The 19654-nt window shown below is 61.4% G+C and carries 23 protein-coding genes and 1 pseudogene; 6 read left to right on the top strand and 18 right to left on the bottom strand.

Translation table 11 applies throughout. The features are described from left to right. Positions 1 to 444 precede the first annotated feature (444 nt). The 17 genes and pseudogenes from CTP10_RS36330 to CTP10_RS36250 form a co-directional block, all read right to left on the bottom strand. Complete coding sequence (locus tag CTP10_RS36330) at positions 445 to 822, bottom strand: type II toxin-antitoxin system VapC family toxin (protein WP_116322844.1); 378 nt, start codon at positions 820 to 822, stop codon at positions 445 to 447. Next, positions 822 to 1058: a type II toxin-antitoxin system Phd/YefM family antitoxin gene (locus CTP10_RS36325; protein WP_116322843.1), complete on the bottom strand. Its 237-nt coding sequence runs from the start codon at positions 1056 to 1058 to the stop codon at positions 822 to 824. The genes CTP10_RS36330 and CTP10_RS36325 overlap by 1 nt, the downstream gene beginning before the upstream one ends. A 336-nt stretch (positions 1059 to 1394) precedes the next feature. Further along, entirely contained in the window at positions 1395 to 1655 is a 261-nt protein-coding gene (locus CTP10_RS36320) for an XRE family transcriptional regulator (protein WP_116322842.1), read from the bottom strand. Between the two features lie 208 nt (positions 1656 to 1863). Further along, a pseudogene (locus CTP10_RS36315) lies at positions 1864 to 1998 on the bottom strand (tyrosine-type recombinase/integrase); the annotation flags it as partial. A 45-nt stretch (positions 1999 to 2043) separates the two neighbouring features. After that, on the bottom strand, positions 2044 to 2478 hold the full coding sequence (locus CTP10_RS36310; RefSeq protein WP_233528370.1) for a hypothetical protein: 435 nt from the start codon (positions 2476 to 2478) through the stop codon (positions 2044 to 2046). Further along, positions 2478 to 2933: a hypothetical protein gene (locus CTP10_RS36305; protein ID WP_233528369.1), complete on the bottom strand. Its 456-nt coding sequence runs from the start codon at positions 2931 to 2933 to the stop codon at positions 2478 to 2480. Before CTP10_RS36305 ends, CTP10_RS36310 begins: the two co-directional genes overlap by 1 nt. Positions 2934 to 3357: 424 nt before the next feature. Then, positions 3358 to 3648 carry a hypothetical protein gene (locus tag CTP10_RS36300; RefSeq protein ID WP_158577736.1) on the bottom strand — a complete coding sequence of 97 codons (291 nt, stop codon included), beginning with the start codon at positions 3646 to 3648 and terminating at the stop codon, positions 3358 to 3360. 476 nt (positions 3649 to 4124) lie between these two features. After that, the gene (gene catC, locus CTP10_RS36295) at positions 4125 to 4400 is read right to left on the bottom strand and encodes a muconolactone Delta-isomerase (RefSeq protein WP_116322840.1); all 276 of its coding nucleotides are present in this window, start codon (positions 4398 to 4400) and stop codon (positions 4125 to 4127) included. Positions 4401 to 4493: 93 nt separating this feature from the next. After that, positions 4494 to 4835: a 4-methylmuconolactone methylisomerase gene (locus CTP10_RS36290; RefSeq protein WP_116322839.1), complete on the bottom strand. Its 342-nt coding sequence runs from the start codon at positions 4833 to 4835 to the stop codon at positions 4494 to 4496. A gap of 69 nt (positions 4836 to 4904) precedes the next feature. Next, positions 4905 to 6188: an MFS transporter gene (locus tag CTP10_RS36285; protein ID WP_116322838.1), complete on the bottom strand. Its 1284-nt coding sequence runs from the start codon at positions 6186 to 6188 to the stop codon at positions 4905 to 4907. A gap of 88 nt (positions 6189 to 6276) precedes the next feature. Continuing rightward, positions 6277 to 6939 (bottom strand): 3-oxoacid CoA-transferase subunit B, encoded by a 663-nt coding sequence (locus CTP10_RS36280; protein WP_116322837.1) that lies wholly within the window; start codon positions 6937 to 6939, stop codon positions 6277 to 6279. Positions 6940 to 6944: 5 nt separating this feature from the next. Further along, positions 6945 to 7643: a 3-oxoacid CoA-transferase subunit A gene (locus CTP10_RS36275; RefSeq protein ID WP_116322836.1), complete on the bottom strand. Its 699-nt coding sequence runs from the start codon at positions 7641 to 7643 to the stop codon at positions 6945 to 6947. Between the two features lie 253 nt (positions 7644 to 7896). Then, on the bottom strand, positions 7897 to 8811 hold the full coding sequence (locus tag CTP10_RS36270; RefSeq protein WP_116322835.1) for a LysR substrate-binding domain-containing protein: 915 nt from the start codon (positions 8809 to 8811) through the stop codon (positions 7897 to 7899). 98 nt (positions 8812 to 8909) lie between these two features. Beyond that, complete coding sequence (locus CTP10_RS36265; protein ID WP_116322834.1) at positions 8910 to 9800, bottom strand: MBL fold metallo-hydrolase; 891 nt, start codon at positions 9798 to 9800, stop codon at positions 8910 to 8912. A gap of 360 nt (positions 9801 to 10160) precedes the next feature. Further along, positions 10161 to 11174 (bottom strand): tripartite tricarboxylate transporter substrate binding protein, encoded by a 1014-nt coding sequence (locus tag CTP10_RS36260; RefSeq protein ID WP_116322833.1) that lies wholly within the window; start codon positions 11172 to 11174, stop codon positions 10161 to 10163. 31 nt (positions 11175 to 11205) lie between these two features. Further along, entirely contained in the window at positions 11206 to 11484 is a 279-nt protein-coding gene (gene catC, locus CTP10_RS36255) for a muconolactone Delta-isomerase (RefSeq protein WP_116322832.1), read from the bottom strand. Positions 11485 to 11519: 35 nt separating this feature from the next. Next, entirely contained in the window at positions 11520 to 12647 is a 1128-nt protein-coding gene (locus CTP10_RS36250; protein WP_116322831.1) for a muconate/chloromuconate family cycloisomerase, read from the bottom strand. Between the two features lie 114 nt (positions 12648 to 12761). Here CTP10_RS36250 and CTP10_RS36245 point away from each other — a divergent pair, with 114 nt between their 5' ends. After that, entirely contained in the window at positions 12762 to 13658 is an 897-nt protein-coding gene (locus CTP10_RS36245; RefSeq protein WP_116322830.1) for a LysR family transcriptional regulator, read from the top strand. A gap of 139 nt (positions 13659 to 13797) precedes the next feature. Here the strand turns inward: CTP10_RS36245 and CTP10_RS36240 are convergent, their stop codons facing one another. Next, positions 13798 to 14721: a LysR family transcriptional regulator gene (locus CTP10_RS36240; protein ID WP_116322829.1), complete on the bottom strand. Its 924-nt coding sequence runs from the start codon at positions 14719 to 14721 to the stop codon at positions 13798 to 13800. A gap of 174 nt (positions 14722 to 14895) precedes the next feature. Between CTP10_RS36240 and catA the strand changes: the two genes are divergently transcribed. The 5 genes from catA (at position 14896) to benD (ending at position 19615) form a co-directional block, all read left to right on the top strand. Beyond that, positions 14896 to 15831, top strand: coding sequence for a catechol 1,2-dioxygenase (gene catA / locus CTP10_RS36235; protein ID WP_116322828.1), 936 nt, complete (start codon positions 14896 to 14898; stop codon positions 15829 to 15831). A gap of 106 nt (positions 15832 to 15937) precedes the next feature. Further along, entirely contained in the window at positions 15938 to 17296 is a 1359-nt protein-coding gene (locus tag CTP10_RS36230; RefSeq protein ID WP_116322827.1) for a Rieske 2Fe-2S domain-containing protein, read from the top strand. Further along, a complete protein-coding gene (gene benB, locus CTP10_RS36225; RefSeq protein ID WP_116322826.1) occupies positions 17293 to 17781 on the top strand; it encodes a benzoate 1,2-dioxygenase small subunit in 489 nt (162 codons plus the stop codon). Before CTP10_RS36230 ends, benB begins: the two co-directional genes overlap by 4 nt. Before the next feature lie 38 nt (positions 17782 to 17819). Then, positions 17820 to 18842: a benzoate 1,2-dioxygenase electron transfer component BenC gene (gene benC / locus CTP10_RS36220; RefSeq protein ID WP_116322825.1), complete on the top strand. Its 1023-nt coding sequence runs from the start codon at positions 17820 to 17822 to the stop codon at positions 18840 to 18842. Beyond that, a complete protein-coding gene (gene benD, locus CTP10_RS36215) occupies positions 18839 to 19615 on the top strand; it encodes a benzoate diol dehydrogenase BenD (RefSeq protein WP_116322824.1) in 777 nt (258 codons plus the stop codon). The genes benC and benD overlap by 4 nt, the downstream gene beginning before the upstream one ends. The last annotated feature ends 39 nt before the right edge of the window (positions 19616 to 19654 follow it).

The following is a 19654-nucleotide window of genomic DNA, read 5'->3' as shown; positions in this document are numbered from 1 at the left end:
GGTCGTGGTCAGGCCGCCGGCAAGCCTCCAGCGCGCGGTCGGTTGCGGGTCGGACAGAAAGCGCTCGTATGCCGACAGCGCGGCGACCCCGACCGCCTACCGGCGCGAGGTCGAGCAACTGATTCTGTGGGCGGTCCTGCAGCTCGGCAAGCCACTGTCCTTGGACCTGCTCGCGTAGCGCGCGAGCCAGGCGGTGGCGTCGGAAGATCATCGGCGGCGGCGATGCGGGTGGCGCTGGCCGTGGCGCGGTTGCTGCCCGCCCGCGCCGTCTGAATTTGGACGCGGGAGCTGTTCCATGAGTAGGTGTCGTATTTTCAAGAAACTGGCCGAGCTGGAGGAGCGGTCGAATCGGGCCGCCCCCGGCTGCCAGGCGTAGTCGGCCAGAGTAGTGGGCCGGGAAACATGTCCGCTTACATGCCGTCACTGCCGGAGTTTCTGTGGACCTTAAATCCGAATGACGAGGTCGGAATACTTCCAGACGTGTTCGTCTGCCGATAGCAGTCGCAATGGTTCGATGATTGCCTGGGCGATCAGCAGCCGATCAAATGGATCTCGATGGTGGGTTGGCAGATGACGCACTGCGGCTGCATGCGAGTTCGTCACAGGAAGCTCGCGAAAGCCTGCGGCGGCAATTTCAGCGATGAGTTCGTCGACATCGACCTCGATCTTGTCGAGGCCCGCCTTGATGGAGATCTCCCAGATGCTGGCTGCACTGATGAAGACCTCCTCGGCATCCAGGATCAGTCGCTCCGCGGTCTTGCTCAACTTCGGGTCATTCGTGACCGCCCAGATGAAAACATGGGTATCGAGAAGGATGCGCATTACCTTCCTTCGAATGCTGCCAGCAATTCATCCGGAAGCGGGGCGTCGAAGTCGTCTGTCGTGCGGATCTTGCCCTTCAGCCCGCCGAGGCGCCGTGGGCTCTTTGACTGGACGTACGGCACCATCCGGACCACAGGCTTGCCCGCCTTCGCAATCACGACCTCTTGGCCTTCCACCACCTCTTCGATGAGGCGGGAAAGGTGCGTCTTGGCCTCATGGATGTTCACTGTCTGCATGGCTTTTCTCCCTGACGGACTTAGTCTAGCTTAGTCCAGACCTATCGGCAAGGATTGCCCCGATCTAGGCGCGTTTTCTCGGCGATATCAGAGCGGGGCGACGAGATGCGCGCCATGAAGCCACGCAGGTGCGGCACCGGATCGCGTTGGGAACCGAGAAATAGCGGGGACTGCAGATAGCCGACTGCTCCCCTTCACCAGGTCACCAACATCGCTTGGTATCGCCACCCAGCGCGATGCACCCTGGCAGCGTTCCGTGCCTAGGGCATCGGGCGTTGTTGGCTGGAGGTGACCGGCAAGAGCGGCAAGACGGACCCGTCCGATCAGCGGCTTAAATCACCGCAAGGGAAGGCTTAGCCGATCCCGCCAGTTGCGCAGTTCGGCTGCGCGGAAGGACTGGAATTTCCCGCACAGTGCCAGGAGCAGATCGGATTGCGGGGTGTCAATCAGGGTGGCGGCCTCCGACAACCGGAGCCCGCTCACTTTGATGCGGTCGGTGATGTCTTTCACGATGTTCGCTTTCAGCGGGATTTCTTCGGCGTCTGCGAAGCCAAGCTGCGCATAGACATTATTTTTTCCATACTCGAAGCAAAACATGTGAACTCCTTTCATTCGCTAGGCAACAACCCCTTTCTGCATCGTGCGTGATGGTGGCTGAGGGCGCGATTATTCCGCGAAGTGCATGTCAACACAATCTCGGGGAAACACTGAGAAGGGCCGCGCGACTGTTAACCGCTCGCCGTCTGCGCTGCGACGGCTGCCCAAGGACGGATCCGAAAAGGGGTTGGGCAGCCAAGGGAGAAGGACCTTGTGCATCGCGCCGGCAGAAGAATGCGCCCATGGGGGTGGCGGTCAGTTCCGACGCTCGCAAGCCGCCCAGATACAGCACCGTCAGCACCCCGCGGCAGCGCGCCGCGTGCAGGCGTTCCCGCGGAACTGCATGAACTCGATTTCTAAGGAAAAGCCTTGGCCCCTCGTCGCACCGTTATGTCAGCTCATTTGTTGGGGATCCGCCATCGAAATTCTTGAAGGCGGTTTTCAGAACACCGACCAGATCTGCCACGATTTCCGCATTATCGAGAACAGGGAATTCCTTTCGGAGCTTGTTCGAGACTGCACCCTGGTTGTCCCTGACCGAGCGGATGATCCGATCGATATCGGCGTCAGGACCGTCGATGATGTCCTTCACCATCCGCCTGGCGGTCGTCCACTCCTGCAGAATCCCGGCCTCCGTCCTCATCTCCTGCCTGATGGTCCTGTCGATGACATCGGCCATATACTCTACCTGCACAGTCAGGTCAGGGTAACGCCATGCCAGCAATGCCGCGTCGTACCCTGCGAACTCAAAGTTCGACTGGACGCCATCCGGATACAGCCGGCGGGTTGGCGCGAACTCACAAAGGTTGCCATACGTGGCCATTAATTGTCCCGTACGCGCCAACGAGCATTTCGAGTTGGCGCCGTTGCGGCAAAGTAGGTCTCAGGGTCGATCGCGTCGACGTAGTTGCCCCCGGTCACGGCCTCGACGCCGGCGATCTGCCGACCGGTGAGCCACTCATATAGAAATCCAACCCGTCTGGCATACTGCCCGGTACGCTCACTATTCAGCCATGCTGCCAACTCCGCCTGTGGGAGCACATCAAAGAGTCGCGCCAGGAATTCGAGATGGACGCCCTCTTGTCGGAGTGCGTAAGTCAGGTGGGCCTGCAGAGTGGGCGCCTGGCGAGAACCAGCCGGGTAGGTCTCAAGCGTTCTGCCATCGGTCACCACGGAGCGCCGAGCAGCGCCGATCTCGCTGGTGATCTGAAAATCCTGTACTGGGGTGACGTCATAGTGCTCTGAGAGCCACTTATATCCCATCCATTCTGTCGTCAAGGCGTGCTCCAGTCGCTTAATTTGGCTGGCAGACGTTTAAAAATTCCGCGAATCCTTGATTGTCGTTTAAACGCCACTTCTCTGCTCCCATTTTTATCCTGTCCGTGGGATTGCTAGCAGTGTCGCACGCCATCTGCTCGACCCGACCGGGCACTCCCAGGAACGCACTATGGTCTGGGCGACCAGTATTCGAGCAACGGGATGTCAATGACCAGGCGGCAGGGGGCGTCGATCTCGAGCATGCCTCGCATATGACGGACGTGCTTGGTTTGACGATGCTGGTCTTTGCCAAGGCGCATGCGCCTTGGCTCGAAGACGCTGTGCGGCCCATGCGTCCAAGACCGGCGAGCTGGCAGGGTGGGATTAGCCTCTTTGCGAGACTTCCATCCTGGCGTAGTGGTCAGCATCGGCATCAAGTAGGGAGTCACCGTTGTGCTAAGCCAGCCGGGTCTGACTTAGCAGAGGTGACAGGGTGCCGTGGCGCGGAGATGGCTTGCTGTGTGCCTTCGCTGAGCCGGCTGTCTATGCCAATGGCACCTACCAGGTCGAACCACGACTGGCGCATGCCATAGACGCCAATGGTCGCAAACACCAGGATCCCGGCATACAGGTATGGGCGCGGAACGACGACCTCACCCATGCCGATTGCGTAGGCGACCGTGATCGAGTCCTTATGCACATCCAACCCGACATACAAAGTGATATCGTGTTCCATGCTTTGCGACACGTGTCGCCGTCTGTCGACATGTTTGAGCTGCCGTTTCCGACCGAACACTACAAGCTTGCGATGGGATGGCATCCTCGCAAACCATGAAGACCTGCTTTGACATGGCTGCGAGCGCAGGTCTTGGAACTCCTTTCTCAGTAAGGCTGATCTGCGTTCCGTGACTGTCTCCCACTTGTCGTGGCTCAGGAAGAACGCTCCGATCACAGACAAGGAACAAGGCGTCCATTTTCGGAGCTGCACCAGAGCGACTTGGCGGTGTGCATTTTTCAGACGGCGTCTGGCGAAATGGTCGATGGGCCAAACCTGGTATTCCGGCCGATCCGCAACGTGGAGCCTTGGCGTGCGTCGTCCGCCATGTCGGATCAGAGGGGGCCGTTAGCGTGACAACGCCAGCGGGTATTGCCTTGCCGGCGCGAACCTTCCAGCGCCGGAGAGGGGTCATTTCGATTCAGTGGTGACGCTGCTCAGATCGCAGACGGATGTCGTGCCAGCGGCGTGACCTGGATGGTCATGTAGGGGAATAGGGGTAGTGATGACAGCAGATCATGCAACTCGTCATGGCTTTCTACATCGAAGATGCTGATATTGGCGTAGCGCCCCGCCACGCGCCAGAGGTGTGGCCATTTTCCGGCCCTCTGCATTTCGATCGCCCGCGCCTTTTCCGCCGCCTTGATGGCTTCGGCACGGTCTGCGGGGACTGAGTCGGGAATCTTCACGTCCATCTGAACGCAGTAAAGCATGATGTCTCCTTGTCTGTTCCAGGTAAGTGGGGCTGGAACCGGGCCGCCTCCGGTCCGGCTTCAGCCTATGCGCTAAATCGGGTAAGGCGGTGCCTAGCCAGCGCTCCTCGCGCCGGCGACGGATGCGGTGCGAAATGGCTTGAGCCGGCCGATAAAGGTCTTGCCGTGTTCGAACCACGCCTTGCGGACGTCGGAAGCCATGTAGCGGTCGTAGTCAGCTTCGTTCTCGAACCAGCATTCGCCGATGGCGTCCACATGCCCGATGTCGAAAAAAGGCACATGGGTGTCGGTCGGCTGCCCGGCGACGAGGCGGACCTCATACCGGTGCAGGCCAGGCACATCGTGCGACATCTCGTAGTGGCGCAGGCATTCAGCGCGGAAGGCTTCGTCGGTCATGCCTTCTGGCTTGACCAGCAGGTACAGCATGCGAATCACGTGGATTCTCCTTGTTGTCGGATTAACCATGGTCAATGGCTTGTGAACCTGGCAATCGTGCGATGCCCTTCAGGAAGGTGCGCGCGCCGGGTTGGCGAGCGTGACCGTGTCGCCGTCGTCCTCGGTGCCGATGTTCTCGATGGCAATACCTCGGGTCTCGGGCAGCAGCAGCATGCCGAAGACCGCGAACGCATAGGCTGCGAGGCAGAAGGCGCCCATGGCATTGGCCAAGCCGATATGAGTGGACAGCACGCCCACGCCGACGACGGAGCCCGCGCCGACTGACTTGCCCACGTTGTAGGCGAAGCCCATGCAGGTCGTGCGCACGTTGGTGGGAAACAGTTCGCTGAGGAACGGTCCCAGCGCGGCGAACATGCCGATGGCCGAGAAGCCCACCAGGAATCCCAGGATGGCGGTGAGCGTCGGGTTCAGCGGCAGCAGCATATAGCTGACGGTGACGATCCAGGCACAGATCGACAGCATGATCAGCGTGGGGCGGCGCCCGATGCGATCGCACAGGTCCGCCGCCACCGCGAAGCCGCAGAACGAGCCGAAGGCCATGATGAAGACGGTGACGATCCGCGAGGTGGCGGCGACCTCACGCTGGCTCAGCAGGGACGGCAGCCAGACCAGGATGGCGTAGCAGCCGGCCTGAAGCCCGATCACCAGCACGCTCGACAGGATCAGCGAACGCGCGTACCGGCGATTGAACACCGAAGCCAGCGACGCGCGCGGCGCGCTGCTCTGCCGGGCACGCTCGAACATGGGAGCGTCCTTGATATGCCGGCGGATAAACAGCACGATTGAGGCCGGGATGATGCCGATCCAGAACGCCGCCCGCCATGCCATGTCCTGCGGCAACCAGGCCAGCAGCAGCGTTGCGACCACCGCCGCCAGTGCCCAGCCGAGAGCAAAGCCGGATTGCACATAGCCCATGGCTTTGCCGCGGTGCTTCGGGTCGATGACTTCAGCCATCAGCGCGGCGCCGACGGCCCATTCTCCGCCAAAGCCGAGGCCCTGCAGCGTGCGTGCCACCAGCAATTGGTGATACGTCTGGGCGAAGCCGGCCAGCACACCGAAGAACGTAAACCAGACGATGGCAAAGACCAGGATGCGGGCACGGCCGTAGCGATCGCTGAGGATGCCGGCACCCCAGCCGCCGATCGCCGTGACGATCAGCGCCACGGTCCCGAGCACGCCGACCTCCGCCTTGTTCAGCCCCCACGCGAGCGTCAGCGCGGGTAGCAGGAAGCTGAACATCTGCATGTCGAACGAATCCAGGGCCCAGCCGGAATAGCAGGCCCAGAATGTCTTCTTTTGCTGGGGTGTCCCAGTCTTGTACCAAGTCAGCATGTTTGTCTCCTCTCTGTGTCGATCTGTCTGGATGGGCGGCCGGCGTTGCACCCTGTGTTTGAACAGGCACCGGCGCGGGTGCCCGGTTTCATGCGTATTCGGGCCGTAGCAGGGTGGTGAAGTCGAGTTCCACGTCGGTCACGGCCTGCAGCGCCTGTGGCGACATGTCGCCGACGGTTTCGATGACCGACACGCCGCGCGGGTCGATGGCGAAGGTGCCGAGTTCGGTGTAGACGCGGCTGACGCAGCGCAAGCCGGTCAAGGGATAGCTGCACTGGCGGCGCAGCTTGCTGGCCCCGTCCCTGGTGAGATGGTCCATCATGACGAACACCCGCCGGGCCCCGATGGCCAGATCCATCGCGCCGCCCACGGCCGGGATGGCATCGGGCGCGCCGGTGTGCCAGTTGGCCAGGTCGCCATGCTCCGATACCTGGAACGCGCCAAGCACGCAGATGTCGAGATGGCCGCCGCGCATCATGCCGAAGGCATCGGCATGGTGAAAGAATGCCGCGCCTTGCTCCAGGCGGATGGCTTCCTTGCCGGCGTTGATCAGGTCCCAGTCTTCCTGCCCCGGCTCCGCTGCCGACCACTGACCCAGCACACCGTTTTCGCTGTGCAGGATGACTTCGCGGTGCCGGGGCAGGTGGTTGGCCACCAGCGTGGGCAACCCGATGCCGAGGTTGACATACGATCCGTCGGGGATGTCCCGCGCCACGCGAGCGGCCAGCATATTCCTTGCCACTTGATCCATCGTTCTCACCCTGCCTGCATGACTTCAGCTTGTGCGGCTGCGCCGTCGCGCAGGACGACGCGGCTAACGAAAATCCCGGGCGTCACGACGTCCTCGGGGTCTAGGTCGCCTAGTTCGCATACGCGAGCTACGGCCGCGATCGTCTGGCTTGCCGCCATTGCCATGACGGGCGCGAAGTTGCGCGCGGTTTTGCTATAGATGAGGTTGCCCCAGCGGTCGGCGGCCGCGGCGTTGATCAGCGCGACATCGACAGGCAGGGGGTACTCGAGTACGTAGTCGCGACCGTCGATCTGGCGGGTCTCCTTGCCCTCAGCCAGCAGCGTGCCGTAACCAGTGGGCGTGTAGAAGGCGCCGATGCCGCTTCCGGCGGCGCGCAGGCGCTCGGCCAGCGTGCCTTGCGGCACGACTTCCAGCTCGATCTGGCCGGCGCGGTATAGCGCTTCAAATACATGGGCGTCGCGCTGGCGCGGGAACGAACACACCAGCTTGCGCACGCGTCGTGTTTTCAGCAGCGCCGCCAGTCCGGTGTCGCCGTTGCCGGCGTTGTTGCTGACCACCGTGAGGTCCCTGGCGCCCTGCTCGATCAGGGCGTCGATCAGTTCGTCGGGCATGCCGGCGCCGCCGAATCCGCCAATCGCGATGGTGGCGCCATCGGGGACATCGTCCATGGCTTCGCGCGCCGTTCTGTAAAGCTTATCGATCATGTCTCACGTCCTTGTTGTCTGCGAGACTAGATTGCCATGCAGTCGGTGGCTTCACAATTTCGGGTTCTGCAAGCAGCCTTAGCGTTGGCTTAAGGCGTGGTGAAGCCGGGCAACAGCACGCTTGCTTGCGGCGGGAGGCGCGCTATGCTCGTCAATCTCCATAGCTGCGAACGCGGGCGACAACGTACCCACGCGAGCCGGTCTCGGTGCTGACACCGAGCGGGTACGGGGCAGATGCAAGCAGGGAAGGGAGCTAGCCAGCGCTGCCGCCCGGTGCGTAGCGGCCGATCAGCCGGTTGGCGAACTCGCGGGCGAAGCTCGACAGGCCTTCCAGGTCTCGCGCGCAAACCTGGAAGGTGCGGATGGCCCAGTCATCGCGCAGGTTGCAGGCGCCAATCGGCTGCTCGCCCTTGAGGCGCGCGAACGCGGCCTTTGGCATGATGGCGATGCCAGCGCCGGCGGCGACCATGCGGCAGATGGCGTCGTAACTGGCCACATGCACGCGGATGGTCATGGGCTTGTGCAGCGCGCCGGCAGCACGCGTCATGAACATCTGGAAGGCACTGCCTTCAAGCAGCGCGACGAAGGCGTATTCCAGCGCCTGCTCGAACCAGACATCGCGCTGCGCAAGCAGCGGATGGCCAAGTGGTGCGACCAGAATCAGCGTGCTCTTGACGAAGGGCACCGCCTGCAGGCCCGTGGTGGGCACATTGCCGGAGATGATGCCCAGATCGGTGGCACCTTCGCGCACCAGGCGGACGATGTCGTCGCTCAGGCGCTCACGTACGTCGATGCGCACGTCCGGGTGGCTGGCGAGATAGTCGCCGATCACCGGTGGCAGGTACTCCGTGATGGCCGTGGTGTTGGCCACCAGCTTGAGCTGCCCCGAAAGGCCCGCAGTGAACGGCTGGAGGTTGCCTGTGAGCCGCTCCAGTTCGGCGAGCACCACGCGGGCGTGCTGGAGATAAACCTCGCCGGCCGCCGTCAACGCTACCCCCTGGGGCGAGCGCTCCAGTAAGCGCACACCCAGCGTGTCTTCGAGATTCTTGATGCGGTTGCTGACTGCCGGCACGGAAAGGAAGGAACGCTCCGCGCCACGGGTCAGGCTGCGCGTCTCCGCTACATTGACGAAAAGTCGGAAATCGGTGATGTCGAAGGGAACGGCCATGCCGCAGTTCTCACGAAGAAACTGACTGTGCCACGCTCATACCCGCGAGGGCGGGTAGGCGCGCGGCGGGAAAGCGGCCGTGCCGTGGCTACCATTGGTCACCAGGTGGCGGGCTCGAAGCGAAAGCCTTCGCCCTGTCGGCGCACGTAGCCACAGTAGGGCTCGCCGAAATGCACCGGCAAGACCAGTGCCTCGCGGTCAGCGGCCTGGTTGAGGAAGGCCAGGCGCGTACTGCGCGCCAAGTCGGGGCGGATGCAATAGCCGGAATTCACGTCAGGGCGCACGATTTGCAGCGGACTGTGCAGGATGTCGCCGCAGAATATCGCTTCCTCACCCTGCGAGCGGACGCGGAACGCGATCTGGCCAGGGCTGTGACCCGAGGCGGCCTCGACCTGCAGGCAGTTGGCGATCTCCTGTCCGGGCAATATCATTTCTGCCAGGCCTTCTGTGACCACTGGCATGACACTGTCAAAAAACGACTCGCCGAATACATCCACCACGCCCGGCTCCTTGTTGCGACCCTCGTCGCAGAAGACAAAGTCATCCTTGGGGATGTAGTAGCGCGCATTGGGGAAGGTCGGTACCCAGCGGTTGTCCTGCCAGATAGTGTTCCAGCCGACATGGTCCGCATGCAAGTGCGTCATCACTACATGAGTGACCTTCTCCGGCGGTGCGCCAGCGGCGATCATCCACTCGCGCACCAGCGTGTTGAGCATATTCATGCGCGCAATGCCGGCGCGCGGCTTGAAGTTGCCCACGCCGGTATCCACCACGATGATGTTGTCGCCGGCGTGCACAACCCAGAACTGGATCGTCACGATCAGCTTGTTCATGTGTGGTATCCAATGGTGCGGCGCCATCAGGCCAGCGTTGGCATCGAGCACGGCGCGGTCGATGTCCGGGAAGAGGAAGGCGGGATCATGCGTGGGTCCCGCGTATTCGAGGATGCGGGTGATCTTCAGGTCGCCGAGGGTGCGCGATTGCATCATGTTCCGTGTCTCCTTTTCTGGTGTTGCGATGGGCCGCCTTGGGATCTGTCTTGCGGCATGGCCAACGCCCGTATTAGCGGAGGTCAAGCATCGGTGATCTTCATCCCGCCGCCAATTTTTCATTCCAAAAGAGGGGTTTCAGGCAGATTCATGCGTGCATTTCACACTCGAATGTGTGTCAGGCCGAGCATAGCGTGGACCGAGAGCCCGATGACGGAATACATCCTTGGAGCAGGCGACCAGCGAGTTGCTCGCGCTTGAAGCCAAGCAATCAGGTATTGAACCAGCGTATATGCGAGCTTCAGCAAATGCGCTGGTCGCCAAACAATGTCCATTTGGTCGACCAGGCACGATGTGCGGTCAGTCGGCGCGAATGCCACGCTCGCGGATCAGCACGCCCCACTTCTGGCTTTCCTTCGCCAGGTGGTCGCGCAGGGCGGACGGCGTGCTGCCGATCGGCTCAGCACCGATCAAGGCCAGACGCTTCTGCACCTCCGGTTTCTTCAGTGCCTCGAGCATGGCTCGGTTCAGCGACTCGATCACCGGCTGCGGGGTCTTAGCCGGCACGAAGGCGGCGAACCAAGGCGATAGCTCATAGCCAGCCAACCCGGACTCGGCTACGGTAGGCACATTGGGCAGCGCCGTCGAGCGCTTGCTGGTCGTTACCGCGATGGCGGTGAGCTTGCCGGAATCGATATGCGGCTTGGCCGAGGTAATGCTGTCGAACATGTAGTCGACCTGGCCGCCAAGCAGATCGGTCATGGCCGGGCCACTGCCTTTGTAGGGAACGTGCAGCAGGTCGACGCCCGCCATGGAAGTGAACAACTCGCCCGCCAGGTGGATCGAGGTGCCGTTGCCCGCCGACGCATAGGTGTACTTGCTCGGCCGCGCCTTGGCATTGGCCACCACCTCCGCTACCGTCTTCGCGGGCGTCTTGGCCTTGCTTGCAACCAGCACATTGGGTACCACCGCCAGCAGCGACACCGGGGCAAAATCCTTCACCGGATCGTAGCTGAGCTTGCCGTACAGGGCCGGATTCACCGCCATGCCGTTGGCCACGATGATCATGGTGTAGCCGTCGGCCGGCGCGCGCGCAACCAGCTCCGCGCCGATGTTGCCGCCGGCGCCGGGGCGATTCTCCACCACGATGGCCTGACCGAGCGTGCGCGACATATCTTCACCCAGCGTGCGCGCGATATTGTCCATCGCGCCGCCGGCCGGAAACGGCACGATCCAGCGGATCGGGTGGTCGGGCCACGCTGCATGGGCGGGCGCGCTGGCCGCGGCCAGGACGAGCGTCAGCGCGGCGGCGCCGGTGCGGGCGTCAGGTGTGGTCAATGGCTGCGGGAACAGCCGTTGCAGCAGGGATTTCATTTGTCTCCGTCCTGTCTTTTGATTGAATCGTTCAGCGTATCGACGACGGATGCTTCGCCAGCGGCGTGACCGCAAGCTTCATGTACGGGAACAGCGGCAGGCCGGCCAGCAGCGTGTGCAGTTCGTCGTTGGATTCGACATCGAAGATGCTGTAGTTGGCGTATTCGCCCACCACGCGGTAGAGCTGCTGCCACTTGCCCTGGCGCTGCAGGTCCTGTGCGTAGGCCTTCTCGCGCGCCTTTATCTCATCGGCCTGGTCCGCGGGCATGTCGTGCGGCAGGTTGACGTCCATCCGTACCAGATAAAGCATGAGGGTTTCTCCGATCGTGTTGGGGCGGGCTGAGTTCAGCCTTGCTTTCGGCGATAGTGCGCCAGCTTGTCCTCGTCCAGCGCGAGCCCGAGGCCCGGCCCCTGCGGCAGGTGCAGCGCGAAATCCCGGTACTCCGGGCGCGCCGTGACGATATCGTCCTTGAGCAGCAGCGGCCCGAACAGTTCCGTGCCCCATGCGAGCTGCGGCAGCGTGCAGAAGCCGTGGGCGGCGGCGATGGTGCCGACGCTGCCTTCCAGCATGGTGCCGCCGTACAGCGCGATGCCGGCCGCATCACCGACCGCGGCAGTGCGCAGCATGCCGAAGATGCCGCCGGACTTGGCGATCTTCAGGGCAAACACGTCGGCGCCACCGATGCGTGCCAGCTCCATCGCGTCTTCCGGCCCGCACACCGCCTCGTCGGCCATGATCGGCACGACAAAGCGTGCGGCCAGTCGGGCCAGCGCGGCACGCTGTTCGCGTGGCGTGGGTTGTTCGATCAGGTCGATGCCGGCGGCTTCCAGCATGGCGATGCCGGTGGCGGCCTCGGCCTCGTTCCAGGCCTGGTTCACGTCAACGGTCACGCGGGCACGATCGCCCAGCGCGCGCTTGATCGCGGCCACGTGGGCCACGTCTTCGCGCACGGCACGGCGGCCGATTTTGAGCTTGAACGTGTTGTGGCGGCGGGCTTCCAGCAGTTGCTCAGCTTCTGCGATATCGCGCCCGGTATCGCCACTGGCCAGGGTCCACAGCGCCGGCAGCGTGTCGCGCACGGCGCCGCCCAGCAGCGTGGCCAGCGGCACGCCGAGGCGCTTGCCCTGCGCATCCAGCAATGCGGTTTCCAGTGCGGACTTGGCGAAGCGATTGCCGCGCGCCACCTTGTTCAGGCGCGCCATGGCCGCATGCACGTTGGCGGCGTCCTGGCTGACCAGCGCGGGAGCCAGGTAGGTGTCGATGGTGAGTTTGATGCCTTCGGGACTTTCGTCGCCGTAGGACAAACCACCGATCGTCGTGGCCTCGCCGATGCCTTCGATGCCGTCGCTGCACTGCAGCCGCACGATAACCAGCGTCTGCTGCTGCATGGTCGCCATGGCGAGCTGGTGGGCCCGGATGGTCGGTAGGTCGACGAGGATTGCTTCGACCGCCGTAACCGTTGCATGGGTCATTCGATACCTTTTCGGTGCTATTTGAGTTGCCTCTGAGTATGTATCTCGACCGTATGGGTGTCCAAGACTATTCGTGTCTGATAGCATACCGTACAGGTATTTCTGGGATCAAATATGGAGCTTCGCCACCTACGCTATTTCCAGACCGTCGCTCAGGAGTTAAATGTGACGCGGGCGGCTTCGATCTTGCATATGGCCCAGCCGCCCTTGTCCCGACAGATCCGCCAGTTCGAGGATGAGATCGGCGTGGAGCTCTTTCACCGCGTCGGTCGCGGAATGCGCCTGACCGAGGCTGGGCGCTTCTTGTTGGAGCAATCGCTACAAATGACCCAGCGGCTGGAGGAAACCATCGACGCCACGCGGCGTATCGGTCGCAACGAGAAGCGCTGGTTTGGCATTGGCTTCGTGCCGTCGGTACTGTACGGCTTCTTGCCAGAGCTGATTCGCGAACTGCGAGGTGCCGATAGCCAAGTGGAAGTAGGGCTCAGCGAAATGATCACGGTTCAGCAAGCGACCGCACTCAAGGCCGGGCGCATTGACCTGGGTTTCGGTCGCATTGCGTTGAACGATCCCGGCATCGTGCAAACGGTTGTAATGAACGAGCCGTTGATCGCGGCGTTGCCGGCTGCCGTCGCAGTTCGAGGTGACGACGCGCTCACGCCGGAAGAGCTGGCGCGGCGGCCGTTCGTGCTTTACCCTGCGCGACCAAGGCCCAGCTACGCGGATCATCTGCTCTCACTCTTTCGCGCCCGCGGGCTTCAGTTGCGGGTGATACAGGAAGCGAATGAACTGCAAACCGCGCTGGGGCTAGTCGCGGCCGGTCTGGGCATCACCTTGGTGCCGGCCTCCGTACAACGCTTGCACCGCGACGACGTGCGTTATTACCCCATTGAAGCACCTGGTTTCGTCTCGCCAGTGATCATGAGCATGCGGGCCGGCGACACGTCGCCCTTTCTGGCGCGCGCGGTGGAATGGGTGTTGCAGCACGCGGAGTCCCCCCTCAAGGCATAGCGTCCTAGTTCTGGGTCGGTGCCAGATAGGAAAACGCCAGCGCCGGGCTGCTGACCCCAGTATCCAAATCGGCGCCTTCACATCTGCCGATCAATTGGCGGGAGACGCGCTACCGCACATGTCGGCAACGACGACCGTTCTATGACCCCTTGTCCGTGCGAGGCACATAGGGAATTCCCTCTTCCTCGTAGAGTCGATAAATCAGTTCCAGCATTTCCTTGATGTCACGCGACTCATCCATCGCACGCATACTCATGATAATGGGCGAGGTGAGGGTTGGGTCGTCCAGTTCCATGTAGCTCACGTCGTCGCGCTTCAGCCCATAGACGCTGCTTGGGACGACTGCAATCCCTTCTCCTGCCGCGACAAGCCCCAATGCAATCTGCAATTCGCGCACGTCATAGATGCGCCGAGGGGTGAGGGCTCGCTCCTGGAAAGCCGACAGAACCTGATCCGCGTAGCTTGGCCTCGGTGCCTTGGGGAAAACAATGAGTGTTTCGTAGATGAGGTCCCGAAGCGCGAGCACCGGCTTCGAGGTTGAGAGCGGATGACCGACAGGAAGTGCAACGATCATTTTCTCCTCGCGGAGAATCACCCGGCGGATGTTCGCATCCTCGTGTCGAATCCGACCGAACCCTACATCGATGCGTCCGTCCTTGAGGGCGCGAATCTGGTCCATCGTCGACATCTCGTGGAGGCTGAGCTCGACCGACTTGTTCTCGTCCCGGAATCGCCGAATGATCTTTGGAAGCATGCCGTAGAGCGTGGACCCCACAAAGCCGACGGACAGACTGCGCTCGATGCTGCCAACACGCCTTGTCATGGATTCCAGCTCGTTCGTCTGCGCAATGAGATGCACTGCGTGCGAGTAAAAAAACTTGCCTGTCTCGGTGAGCTTGAGCGGACGAGAGCTTCGTTCGAATAGCTGGACCCCCAGTGTTTCTTCGAGCTGCTGTATTTGGCGGCTTAACGGCGGCTGCGCGATATGGAGCCGCTTTGCTGCGCGCGTGAAGTTGCGTTCCTCGGCAACCGCTACAAAATAGCGAAGATGTCGCAGCTCCATACAATACCTCCAAGATATGATCCGATACTAAAACGGTGTTGGACTCACCTGTTTGCCGTCCTCTATTCTGCCATCACGCTCTGTTTCAAGGCCGCATTATACCTTCTGAGTACATTCAGATCGACTTGAAACAAGGGTTTACCCCACCAAAGCACAGAAAGTTTAGGAGCAGACATGAGTGTCAAAGTGTTCGACTCGAAGGAAGTGCAGGACCTGCTGAAGGCCGCTGCCAATCTGGGAAACCAGGAGGGCAACGCTCGTACCAAGCAGATTACTCATCGTCTGCTAAGCGACCTCTTCAAGGCCATCGATGACCTCGACATGACGCCCGACGAGATTTGGGCCGGTGTGAATTACTTCAACAAGCTCGGACAAGATGGTGAGGCGGCCCTCCTGGCCGCTGGCCTTGGTCTCGAGAAGTATCTCGACATCCGCATGGATGCAGAGGACCGTGAAGCTGACATCCACGGTGGCACGCCGCGCACGATCGAAGGCCCGCTGTATGTTGCTGGCGCCCCGGTGCGCGATGGCGTCTCCAGGATTGATCTCAATGCCGACGAAGACGCGGGTCCGCTCATCATCCGTGGCACTGTGACCGGACCGGACGGCAAGCCCGTGGCCGATGCGGTTGTCGAATGCTGGCACGCCAACTCCAAGGGCTTTTACTCGCACTTCGATCCGACCGGCGCGCAAGACGATTTCAACCTTCGCGGCGCGGTGAAGACCGGGGCTAACGGCAAGTACGAGTTCCGCACGCTGATGCCCGTTGGCTACGGCTGTCCGCCGCAAGGCGCCACGCAACAGTTGCTTGACGTGATTGCCCGCCACGGCAACCGCCCGGCGCACGTACACTTCTTCGTAACGAGCGACAAGACTCGCAAGCTCACGACGCAGATCAATATCGAAGGCGATCCGCTGATCTGGGACGACTTCGCTTATGCAACTCGCGAAGAACTTGTGCCGCACGTTGTCGAGAAGACGGGCGGTGCCGCGCTCGGCCTCAAGGGCGACGCGTACAAGGAAATCGAATTCAACATCGAGTTGACCCCGCTGGTGCAAGGCAAGGACAACCAGCTTGTGAAGCGCCCTCGCGCCTCCGCCACGGCGTAACCCCTCACGCGGCGGCCTCTCTCGCCAGGCCGCCAACTTCCCCGCAAGAATTATCTGAACCGATGCCAAAGGGCTTGATCACGAAGCCCGCATAGGGAGACGACTCATGTCCGCAACTTTCGATAAAGCACGGCAACTGGACGATTTGCTGAGCAACGCCGTCCAGGATGACAAGGAAAATGGTGTCTTCCGTTGTCGCCGCGACATCTTCACGAACGCCGATTTGTACGAACTCGAGATGAAGCACATCTTCGAGAGCAACTGGGTCTACCTCGCGCACGAAAGCCAGGTACCGAACAATAACGATTACTACACGACGTGGATTGGTCGTCAGCCAATTGTCATCACGCGTGACAAGGCCGGTGAGTTGCACGCGGTCATCAACGCGTGTGCTCACAAGGGCGCCATGCTGTGCCGTCGCAAGCACGGCAACAAGGGCAGCTTCACCTGCCCGTTCCACGGCTGGACCTTCTCGAACGCCGGCAAGCTGCTGAAGGTAAAGGACGAGAAGACCACCGAGTATCCGGTGCAGTTCAACAAGCAGGGATCGCACGACCTGAAGAAGGTCGCGCGCTTCCAGAACTATCGCGGTTTCCTGTTTGGCAGCCTGAGCGAAGACGTAATGCCGCTCGAGGACTATCTCGGCGAGACGAAGGTCATCATTGACCAAATCGTCTCGCAGGCGCCGGATGGTCTCGAAGTGTTGCGAGGCAACTCTTCGTACATCTACGACGGCAACTGGAAGATGCAGATGGAAAACGGTTGTGACGGCTATCACGTCAGCACCGTGCACTGGAACTATGCCGCAACGATGGGCCGCCGCCATGTCGAAGGCACCAAGGCCGTTGATGCAAATGGTTGGAGCAAGTCGGTTGCGGGCGTGTATGGCTTCGAGCATGGCCATATCCTGCTTTGGACCAACACGATGAATCCTGAAGTGCGTCCTGTCTATCAACATCGCGACGAAATCACAGCTCGCGTTGGCGAAGACAAAGCCAAGTACATCGTGAATCAGACACGAAACCTGTGCTTGTATCCGAACGTGTTCCTGATGGATCAGTTCAGTACCCAGATTCGCGTCGTCCGTCCGATCAGTGTCGACAAGACAGAAGTCAGCATCTTCTGCTTCGCACCGAAGGGCGAAAGCGCAGAAAGCCGCGCGATCCGCATTCGTCAATACGAAGACTTCTTCAACGTCTCGGGCATGGGCACCAGCGACGACCTCGAAGAGTTCCGCGCGTGCCAGGCGGGTTACGCCAGCACGACGTCGATGTGGAACGACATGTCGCGCGGCGCACCGTTGTGGGTCCATGGACCTGACGCGAATGCGAAAGGCATGGGTTTGAACCCGCTTATCTCGGGCGAGCGTAGCGAAGATGAAGGTCTCTTTGTGGTTCAACACGAATATTGGATGCGGGTGATGCGCGAAGCCCTGCGCCAAGAACAGGCGGAGGCAGCCGTATGAGCATCGACTATCAAAAGATCTGTGGCGCTCTCTATCAAGAGGCGCGCTTTCTGGATGACCGTCAGTGGGACGAGTGGTTGGCCTGCTACACAGCAGACGTCACCTACTGGATGCCGGCCTGGGATGACGATGACAAGCTCACCGAAGACCCGCAAAGCCAAATTTCCCTGATGTACTACGCCGACCGCGGCGGCCTGGAAGACCGGGTGTTTCGTATCAGAACGGAGCGCAGCAGCGCGTCGATGCCGGAGCCGCGCACCAGCCACCACGTTACCAATATCGAAGTGCTGGCGGAGCGGGATAACGAAGTCGACGTTCGATACAACTTCAACACGTTGAGCCATCGTTACAAGGTCACGGATCAGTATTTCGGCACCGCCTACATCACCTTCCGCAACGTTGACGACCGGTTGCTGATTTCGAGCAAGAAGATTGCGCTCAAGAACGACTATATCCGCCAGGTGCTGGACGTCTACCACGTCTGATGCCACGGGTTGGAATGAGAAAGGACGCAGGAGGTAACATGTCCAGCTACAACATCGCACTGAACTTTGAAGACGGCGTGACCCGCTTTGTCGAATGCAAGGCCGGCGAAAAGGTTCTCGATGCCGCTTTTCGCGCCAAGATTAACCTGCCGATGGATTGCTCCGACGGCGTGTGTGGCACCTGCAAGTGCCGCGCAGAGAGCGGCCGCTACGATCTGGGCGACGACTTCATCGAGGACGCGTTGAGCGACGACGAGAAAGCTAGCGGTCTCGTGCTCACGTGCCAGATGGTGCCGCAGAGTGACTGCGTCATCGCAGTTCCGGCATCGTCGACGATGTGCAAGACCGAGCAAAGCAAATTCGCTGCGACGGTCACGAAAGTCGAACAGCACAATGATGCGGCGGTGGTCCTTGAGTTGGACGTGGACACCATCCCTCCGGTCTTCCTCGCTGGCCAGTATGTGAACATCGACGTCCCCGGCAGCGGAAAGCATCGGTCGTACTCATTTTCGTCTGCGCCAGGCGCATCAAAAATCAGCTTCCTGATCAAGAAAATCCCTGGCGGCGTGATGAGCACCTGGCTCGAATCGGCGCAGCCAGGCCACAAGGTGCAACTGACCGGCCCCCTGGGCAGCTTCTACCTCCGGGCAGTGGAGCGTCCCTTGCTGTTCCTGGCTGGCGGCACGGGCTTGGCCCCATTCCTGTCGATGCTGGAAGTCCTGATTCGCGCGAACTCTGAGCAGAAGGTGCATCTCATCTACGGCGTGACACGAGACCTCGACCTTGTCCAGGTGGAGGCTATCGAGGCGTACGTCGCGAAGTTGCCGAACTTTACGTTCAGCACCGTGGTCGCAGAAGCGGAATCGAGCCATCCCCGCAAGGGCTGGGTGACCCAGCATATGCCGGCTGAATGTCTGAACGATGGTGATGTTGACGTGTACCTGTGCGGACCTCCGCCGATGGTCGACGCGGTGCGCAAGTATTTCGACGACAACGGCGTGAAGCCCAACAGCTTCCATTACGAGAAGTTCACGCCCAACGCAGCCCCGGTGACCCCATGAGCGCCAGGCGATTCGAAGGCAAGGTGATGGTGGTCACCGGTGCCGCGCAGGGTATCGGACGCGGCGTCGCGCTACGCGCCGCCGCTGAAGGTGCGAAGGTTCTGTTTGTCGACCGCGCCGACTTCGTCTCCGAGGTCGCGGCGGAAGCAGTTGGGGCCGACACTGCCGGCTTCATTGCCGACCTCGAGACCTATGAAGGCGCGGCGTCCACGATGGCCTTCGCCGTGGAGAAATTTGGTCGAATTGACATTCTGATAAACGGCGTCGGCGGAGCCATTCGCATGCGGCCCTATGCCGACTTCGAACCGGCTCAGATTGATGCGGAAATCCGCCGCTCGCTCATGCCGACCTTGTACAGCTGCCACGCGGTGCTTCCGCACATGCTCGCTCAAGGACGCGGAACCATCGTCAACGTTTCCTCGAATGCAACGCGCGGCATCCGCCGCGTTCCGTATTCGGCTGCAAAGGGCGGTGTCAACGCGTTAACCCAGTCGCTTGCGATGGAGTATGGCGAGCACAACATCCGCGTGGTTGCTGCGGCACCCGGCGGAACCGAGGCGCCTCCCCGGCGCGTGCCTCGCAACGCGGCCGGTGATAGCGAGCAAGAGAGGACCTGGATGGGCGAGGCGGTGACGCAGGTTACTGAGTCGACTTTCTTCAAACGCTACGGCACGCTCGACGAACAAATCGCGCCGATTCTGTTCCTTGCCTCTGACGAGGCAGGCTATATCACGGGCGCTGTGCTGCCGGTTGCGGGCGGCGACAACGGCTAGAACTCATCGAAAGAAGAGACGAGCTGGAGGCGCGCGCGA

Origin of the sequence: Cupriavidus sp. P-10, assembly GCF_003402535.2 — a bacterium.
Classification (GTDB): domain Bacteria; phylum Pseudomonadota; class Gammaproteobacteria; order Burkholderiales; family Burkholderiaceae; genus Cupriavidus.
The sequence above is the reverse complement of the archived record's forward strand: the minus strand, read 5'-3'. Positions and strand labels throughout refer to the sequence as shown.

What these genes read in the sequence shown, in the direction of transcription:
- benD (WP_116322824.1), top strand. Translation starts at nt 18,839, where the DNA reads ATGAGCGCCAGGCGATTCGAAGGCAAGGTGATGGTGGTCACCGGTGCC.
- CTP10_RS36280 (WP_116322837.1), bottom strand. Translation starts at nt 6,939, where the DNA reads ATGGATCAAGTGGCAAGGAATATGCTGGCCGCTCGCGTGGCGCGGGAC.
- CTP10_RS36245 (WP_116322830.1), top strand. Translation starts at nt 12,762, where the DNA reads ATGGAGCTTCGCCACCTACGCTATTTCCAGACCGTCGCTCAGGAGTTA.
- CTP10_RS36300 (WP_158577736.1), bottom strand. Translation starts at nt 3,648, where the DNA reads ATGGAACACGATATCACTTTGTATGTCGGGTTGGATGTGCATAAGGAC.
- CTP10_RS36240 (WP_116322829.1), bottom strand. Translation starts at nt 14,721, where the DNA reads ATGGAGCTGCGACATCTTCGCTATTTTGTAGCGGTTGCCGAGGAACGC.
- CTP10_RS36320 (WP_116322842.1), bottom strand. Translation starts at nt 1,655, where the DNA reads ATGTTTTGCTTCGAGTATGGAAAAAATAATGTCTATGCGCAGCTTGGC.
- catC (WP_116322832.1), bottom strand. Translation starts at nt 11,484, where the DNA reads ATGCTTTATCTGGTACGGATGGACGTCAACCTGCCGCACGACATGCCC.
- CTP10_RS36260 (WP_116322833.1), bottom strand. Translation starts at nt 11,174, where the DNA reads ATGAAATCCCTGCTGCAACGGCTGTTCCCGCAGCCATTGACCACACCT.
- CTP10_RS36250 (WP_116322831.1), bottom strand. Translation starts at nt 12,647, where the DNA reads ATGACCCATGCAACGGTTACGGCGGTCGAAGCAATCCTCGTCGACCTA.
- CTP10_RS36230 (WP_116322827.1), top strand. Translation starts at nt 15,938, where the DNA reads ATGTCCGCAACTTTCGATAAAGCACGGCAACTGGACGATTTGCTGAGC.
- benC (WP_116322825.1), top strand. Translation starts at nt 17,820, where the DNA reads ATGTCCAGCTACAACATCGCACTGAACTTTGAAGACGGCGTGACCCGC.
- CTP10_RS36285 (WP_116322838.1), bottom strand. Translation starts at nt 6,188, where the DNA reads ATGCTGACTTGGTACAAGACTGGGACACCCCAGCAAAAGAAGACATTC.
- CTP10_RS36275 (WP_116322836.1), bottom strand. Translation starts at nt 7,643, where the DNA reads ATGATCGATAAGCTTTACAGAACGGCGCGCGAAGCCATGGACGATGTC.
- benB (WP_116322826.1), top strand. Translation starts at nt 17,293, where the DNA reads ATGAGCATCGACTATCAAAAGATCTGTGGCGCTCTCTATCAAGAGGCG.
- CTP10_RS36265 (WP_116322834.1), bottom strand. Translation starts at nt 9,800, where the DNA reads ATGATGCAATCGCGCACCCTCGGCGACCTGAAGATCACCCGCATCCTC.
- catC (WP_116322840.1), bottom strand. Translation starts at nt 4,400, where the DNA reads ATGCTTTACTGCGTTCAGATGGACGTGAAGATTCCCGACTCAGTCCCC.
- CTP10_RS36330 (WP_116322844.1), bottom strand. Translation starts at nt 822, where the DNA reads ATGCGCATCCTTCTCGATACCCATGTTTTCATCTGGGCGGTCACGAAT.
- CTP10_RS36325 (WP_116322843.1), bottom strand. Translation starts at nt 1,058, where the DNA reads ATGCAGACAGTGAACATCCATGAGGCCAAGACGCACCTTTCCCGCCTC.
- CTP10_RS36270 (WP_116322835.1), bottom strand. Translation starts at nt 8,811, where the DNA reads ATGGCCGTTCCCTTCGACATCACCGATTTCCGACTTTTCGTCAATGTA.
- CTP10_RS36310 (WP_233528370.1), bottom strand. Translation starts at nt 2,478, where the DNA reads ATGGCCACGTATGGCAACCTTTGTGAGTTCGCGCCAACCCGCCGGCTG.
- catA (WP_116322828.1), top strand. Translation starts at nt 14,896, where the DNA reads ATGAGTGTCAAAGTGTTCGACTCGAAGGAAGTGCAGGACCTGCTGAAG.